Annotated in this window: 6 protein-coding genes and 1 pseudogene; 3 read left to right on the top strand and 4 right to left on the bottom strand. The window is 64.2% G+C overall.

Features of this window, described 5'->3' with window-relative positions:
- Together ACU0BR_RS14790 and ACU0BR_RS14785 are read left to right on the top strand one after the other, a co-directional pair.
- Window positions 1–457 (top strand): isocitrate/isopropylmalate family dehydrogenase (locus ACU0BR_RS14790; RefSeq protein WP_446157597.1); only part of this gene is annotated, 457 nt, incomplete at its 5' end.
- A gap of 169 nt (window positions 458–626) precedes the next feature.
- On the top strand, window positions 627–962 hold the full coding sequence (locus tag ACU0BR_RS14785; protein ID WP_446157596.1) for a DMT family transporter: 336 nt from the start codon (window positions 627–629) through the stop codon (window positions 960–962).
- On the opposite strand, the gene ACU0BR_RS14780 is transcribed toward ACU0BR_RS14785, so the two are convergent.
- Complete coding sequence (locus tag ACU0BR_RS14780) at window positions 959–1,165, bottom strand: DUF6356 family protein (RefSeq protein WP_446157595.1); 207 nt, start codon at window positions 1,163–1,165, stop codon at window positions 959–961. The two genes, ACU0BR_RS14785 and ACU0BR_RS14780, sit on opposite strands and share 4 nt — an antisense overlap.
- 120 nt (window positions 1,166–1,285) lie before the next feature.
- Here ACU0BR_RS14780 and ACU0BR_RS14775 point away from each other — a divergent pair, with 120 nt between their 5' ends.
- On the top strand, window positions 1,286–1,741 hold the full coding sequence (locus ACU0BR_RS14775; protein ID WP_446157594.1) for an Lrp/AsnC family transcriptional regulator: 456 nt from the start codon (window positions 1,286–1,288) through the stop codon (window positions 1,739–1,741).
- 30 nt (window positions 1,742–1,771) lie between these two features.
- Here ACU0BR_RS14775 and ACU0BR_RS14770 read toward each other — a convergent pair whose 3' ends face one another.
- The 3 genes and pseudogenes from ACU0BR_RS14770 to ACU0BR_RS14760 form a co-directional block, all read right to left on the bottom strand.
- Entirely contained in the window at window positions 1,772–2,056 is a 285-nt protein-coding gene (locus tag ACU0BR_RS14770) for a DUF1330 domain-containing protein (protein ID WP_446157593.1), read from the bottom strand.
- A 1-nt stretch (window position 2,057) separates the two neighbouring features.
- Entirely contained in the window at window positions 2,058–4,718 is a 2,661-nt protein-coding gene (alaS, locus tag ACU0BR_RS14765) for an alanine--tRNA ligase (protein ID WP_446157592.1), read from the bottom strand.
- A 135-nt stretch (window positions 4,719–4,853) separates the two neighbouring features.
- A pseudogene (locus ACU0BR_RS14760) lies at window positions 4,854–5,285 on the bottom strand (recombinase RecA); the annotation flags it as partial.

Here is a 5,285-nt window from a genome sequence, read left to right as displayed (position 1 = left end):
GGTCGCGGCCGCGATGAAATGGTCGGGCGGCTATGTCTGGGCCTGCAAGAACTACGACGGCGATGTGCAGTCCGACACCGTCGCGCAGGGCTTCGGCTCGCTCGGGCTGATGACCTCCCAGCTGCTGACGCCGGACGGACAGGTGATGGAGGCCGAGGCCGCCCACGGCACCGTCACGCGCCACTATCGCCAGCACCAGAAGGGCGAGGCGACCTCCACCAACTCGATCGCCTCGATCTATGCCTGGACCGGCGGGCTGAAGCACCGCGCCAAGCTCGACGGCAATGCCCAGCTCAAGACCTTCGCTGAAACGCTGGAGCGCGTCGTCGTCGAGACGGTGGAATCGGGCTTCATGACCAAGGATCTGGCGCTGCTGGTCGGCCCTGATCAGAAATGGCTGACCACCGAGGGCTTCCTCGAAAAGATCGACGAGAACCTGAACAAGGCGCTCGTCTGAGCCATCGACACCGCTTTCGCGGAAAGGCCGACGCGCAGCCCGCGTCGGCCTTTTTTCATACAGCCCGGAGCGCAAAGCCGCGCCCGCGCGCAGGGGCGCTTTTTCTGCCCGCACCGCTGGACAGCGCGGCCCGGACGCGAAATGCTCCGCCCCGAAGTGGAGCCCGCCCGTGACCAAGACCTATATCTTTCTGATCCTAGCCATCCTGATGGAAACCGCGGGCACCACCGCGCTTCAGGCGAGCCAGCAGTTCACGCGGCTGGTGCCGTCGGTGCTGGTCGCGCTATGCTACGGGATTTCCTTTTACCTGCTGGCCTTTGCCCTGCGGGTCATGCCGGTGGGCATCGTCTATGCGATCTGGTCGGGGCTGGGGATCGTGTTCATCGCGGCGATCGGGTTCTTCGTCTTCAACCAGCGTCTGGACCTTCCGGCCGTGCTGGGCATGGCGCTGATCCTCACCGGCATTCTGGTCATCCACCTGTTTTCCGACAGCGCGACCCATTAACCGCCGCGGTTGTGCGTGCGCTGGTAAAGCCCGGCGACCATGCGGCTTGCCGTTTTCTCGAACAGGCACGGGATCACGGCGTGCACCGCGGCCGCGCCCGCCGCCGCCGCGAGGGTAAGCGCGAAACGCCCGGCGAAAGCGGCGTGTTCGAGGTAGGATTCACCCACCTGGCGCGGATGGTCGAGGAAAAGGCGGTCAAACATGGGGCTTCCCTTGGTTTTGTCGAATTGCCCCCACCCTAGGCCGAACCTGCCGGGCATGATCCCGAAAATTTGGGCAAATTCGCACTTTACAGGGACAGTATCCCATTAAATTATGAGTTTATGGGATTGGATGAATTCGACCGACGCATATTGCGCGAACTTCAGAAAGACAGCACCATTGCGCTGGACCTGCTGGGAGATCGCGTCGGCTTATCGCGCAATGCCTGTTGGCGGCGCGTCAAACTGCTGGAAAGCGCGGGTGTGATCCGGCGGCGCGTGGCGCTGCTCGACCCCGACAGTCTGGACCTCGGGCTGACGGTGATCCTGATGATCCGCACCAACCGGCATGACCCCGACTGGCTGGACCGTTTCGCCAGCGCCACCCGGCAGATGCCCGAGATCCTCAGCGCCTACCGGATGAGCGGCGATCTGGATTACCTCATCCGCGCGCGGGTGCGCGACGTGGCCGATTACGACCGGCTCTACCGCGCGCTGATCGCGCGGGTCGACATGGCGGATGTCTCCGCCAGCTTCGTGATGGAAGAGCTGAAGGAAACCATCGAACTGCCGCTGTAGACCGCCGGATCGCGCAGGGGCGCCTTCGGCTCAGTCTTCTTCCAGCACCATCAGATCACGCTCCGCGGCGCCTTCGGCGTGGCTCAGCGCTTCCTGATAGCGGGGGGAATTATAGCAGGCCACCGCCTGATCCAGGCTGGGGAAGCGGACCACGACGTTGCGTTTACGCGCATTGCCCTCAAGCTGCACGAACTTGCTGTTGCGCGCCAGGAATACCCCGCCGAAGGCCGCGATGGCCTCCGTCGCGATGGCGGCGTATCTGCCGTAGGCCTCAGCGTCGGTGACGTTCACATGCGCTATCCAAAGGGCGCTCATCCTAACCTCCGATCACGGCTTCGGCCGCTTTGATTGCCTCTTGCGCCCGGGCGATGTCCTTGCCGCCGCCCTGCGCCAGGTCCGCGCGACCGCCGCCGCCCTTGCCGCCCAATTCTCCGACCGCGGCCTTGACCAGATCGACCGCCGACAGACGGTCGGTCAAATCGGCCGTCACCCCCGCGGCCACCGCCGGTTTGCCGCCCGTGTCCGCGATCAGCAGCACCGCACCGGACCCCAAGCGCGTCTTGTGCTCATCGACCAGCGCGGGCAGATCCCGGCCGGTCACGCCTTGCAGAACCTGCGCGGTGAAGGCGACCCCGTTCACCTGCCGCGCGTCGGTGCCGCCTTGCGCGCCGCCCGAAGACATCGCCAGTTCGCGGCGCAGCTGCGCCACCTCGTTTTGCAGACTGCGGCGGTCATCGAGCAACGCCTTGACCCGGCCCGTAAGCTCTTCGGGTTGCGCCTTGAGCATTCCGGCAAGCGTCTCGACCCGTTCCTTCTGCTGCGACAGATACCGCAGCGCCTCCTGCCCGGTCAGCGCCTCGATCCGGCGCACGCCCGACGACGACGCGCTGTCGCCCAGCAGCACGAACAAGCCGATATCGCCGGTGTTGCGCACATGGGTGCCGCCGCAAAGCTCGATCGAATAGGTCTGGCGGTTGGACCCCTTGCCCGACCGCTCGTTCCGCCCCATCGAGACGACACGCACCTCATCGCCGTATTTTTCCCCGAACAACGCCTGGGCGCCAAGCTCCCTCGCGTCCTCGGGGGTCATGATCCGCGTCTCGACCGGCGCGTTCTGGCGCACGTATTCATTCACCTCGGCCTCGACGCGGCGCAGCTCTTCGTCGGAAAGCGCCTTATTGTGGCTGAAATCGAACCGCAGCCGATCATGCGCGTTCAACGAGCCGCGCTGCGCCACATGTTCGCCCAGGGCATTGCGCAGCGCCTCATGCAACAGATGCGTCGCCGAATGGTTGGCGCGAATGGCACTGCGGCGGGCGTTGTCGACCACCAGCTCGGCGCCCTGCCCGTTTTCGATCCGCCCCTCGGTCACGGTGGCGAAATGGACGAAAAGCCCGGCGGAACGCATCGTATCGGTGATCTCGGCGGCGCCCGTGTCGGTGCGCAGCGTGCCGGTGTCTCCGACCTGACCGCCGGATTCGCCGTAGAAGGGGGTCTGGTTCAGCACGATCTGTACCTGCGCGCCCGGCTCTGCCGCCTGTTGGCGCACACCGTCTCGGACCAGCGCCTGGATCTGGCCCTCGGCAATCTCGGTGTCATAGCCCAGAAATTCGGTCGCGCCGAATTCCTCCGCCAGATCGAACCAGATCGCGGCATCCTTGGTTTCGCCCGATCCGACCCAGGCCGCGCGCGCTTTGGCCTTTTGCTCGGCCATCGCATTATCGAAACCTTCGATATCGACGGCCCGGCCGCGTTCGCGCATCGCATCCTGCGTCAGATCCAGCGGAAAGCCGTAGGTGTCGTAAAGCTTGAAGGCCGCCGCCCCCGGCAGCTCCGCCGTGTCGGGCAGATGCGCCAGTTCATCGTCGAGCAGACGCAGCCCGCGATCGAGCGTCTGCTTGAACCGCGTCTCCTCTGCGCGCAGCGTCTCCTCGATCAGCGGCTGCGCGTGCCGCAGTTCCGGGTAGGCCGTGCCCATCAGGCGCACCAGTTCGGGCACCAGCCGGTACATCAGCGGATCCTGCGCGCCCAACAGATGCGCATGGCGCATGGCGCGACGCATGATCCGACGCAGCACATAGCCGCGCCCGTCGTTGCTGGGCATCACCCCGTCCGCGATCAGGAAAGAGGTCGAGCGCAGGTGATCGGCGATGACGCGGTGATGGGTCTTGCCGGGGCCATCCGGATCGCTCGACGTGGCATGCGCCGAGGCCTCGATCAGCGCGCGCATCAGATCGGTCGCATAATTGTCGTTGGTCCCCTGCAACAGCGCGGCGACCCGCTCGATCCCCATGCCGGTGTCGATCGACTGGTTGGGCAGCGGCGCCCGTGAACCGTCTTCATATTGCTCGAACTGCATGAAGACGAGGTTCCAGATCTCGACAAACCGATCACCATCTTCCTCGGCACTGCCCGGAGGGCCGCCCCAGATGTGATCGCCGTGATCGAAAAAGATCTCGGACGACGGGCCGCACGGCCCCGTGGGCCCCATCATCCAGAAATTGTCGTCGGTGGCGATACGGATGATGCGATCATCCGACAGGCCCGCCACCTTCTTCCAGATCCGCGCCGCGTCCTCGTCGTCGTGATAGACGGTGACGACCAGCTTGTCCTTCGGGATCCCGAGTTCGCGCGTGATCAGGGTCCACGCGAAGGGGATCGCGTCTTCCTTGAAGTAATCGCCGAAGCTGAAGTTGCCCAGCATCTCGAAGAACGTATGGTGGCGCGCCGTATAGCCGACATTGTCCAGATCGTTGTGCTTGCCGCCCGCCCGCACGCATTTCTGCGCCGTAGTCGCGCGGCTGTAATCGCGCGTCTCGACCCCGGTGAACAGGTTCTTGAACTGAACCATGCCCGAATTGGTGAACATCAGCGTCGGATCGTTGCGCGGCACGAGCGGGGAACTCGGCACCACACGATGCCCCTGGTCGGCAAAATAGTTCAGAAAAGTGGAACGGATCTCATTGAGGCTTGGCATATCTGGGCGTCTTTCGGGAAGCACGGGTTTGGCAATCCGTTTATCCCTGCACCGAAAGCCTGTCCACAGCTAGAAGGACCGGAAAGGCCAGGGCGGCAACCACGGACGCCCCGACCGATTTCATTTCGGCTGCGCTCAATCCTCGACCAGATCGGCGGAATCTGCGTCCGGGTCACTGCCCGGCGGCATGTCGAATTCAAGGCCGTGCGCGGCGCGGATCTTGTCCTCCACCTCCAGCGCAATCTGGACGTTTTCCTTCAGGAAGGTCTTGGCGTTTTCACGCCCCTGCCCGATCCGCTGGTCGCCGTAGGAAAACCAGCTGCCGGATTTCTCCACCACACCGGCCTTCACGCCCAGATCGAGCAGCTCGCCCATCTTCGAAATGCCCTCGCCGTACATGATGTCGAATTCGACCTGTTTGAACGGCGGCGCGACCTTGTTCTTGACGACCTTGACGCGGGTTTGGTTGCCGACCACCTCGTCGCGGTCCTTGATCGCACCGATACGCCGAATATCCAGACGCACCGAAGAGTAGAATTTCAATGCGTTGCCGCCCGTCGTGGTCTC

It is taken from the genome of Brevirhabdus sp., from assembly GCF_052826345.1.
Note: the sequence above shows the minus strand (reverse complement) of the source record. Positions and strands in the feature narration are given on the sequence as shown.

Excerpts from the sequence above, each read along its gene's own strand:
- ACU0BR_RS14775 (WP_446157594.1), top strand. The coding sequence starts at position 1,286 with ATGGGATTGGATGAATTCGACCGACGCATATTGCGCGAACTTCAGAAA.
- alaS (WP_446157592.1), bottom strand. The coding sequence starts at position 4,718 with ATGCCAAGCCTCAATGAGATCCGTTCCACTTTTCTGAACTATTTTGCC.
- ACU0BR_RS14770 (WP_446157593.1), bottom strand. The coding sequence starts at position 2,056 with ATGAGCGCCCTTTGGATAGCGCATGTGAACGTCACCGACGCTGAGGCC.
- ACU0BR_RS14780 (WP_446157595.1), bottom strand. The coding sequence starts at position 1,165 with ATGTTTGACCGCCTTTTCCTCGACCATCCGCGCCAGGTGGGTGAATCC.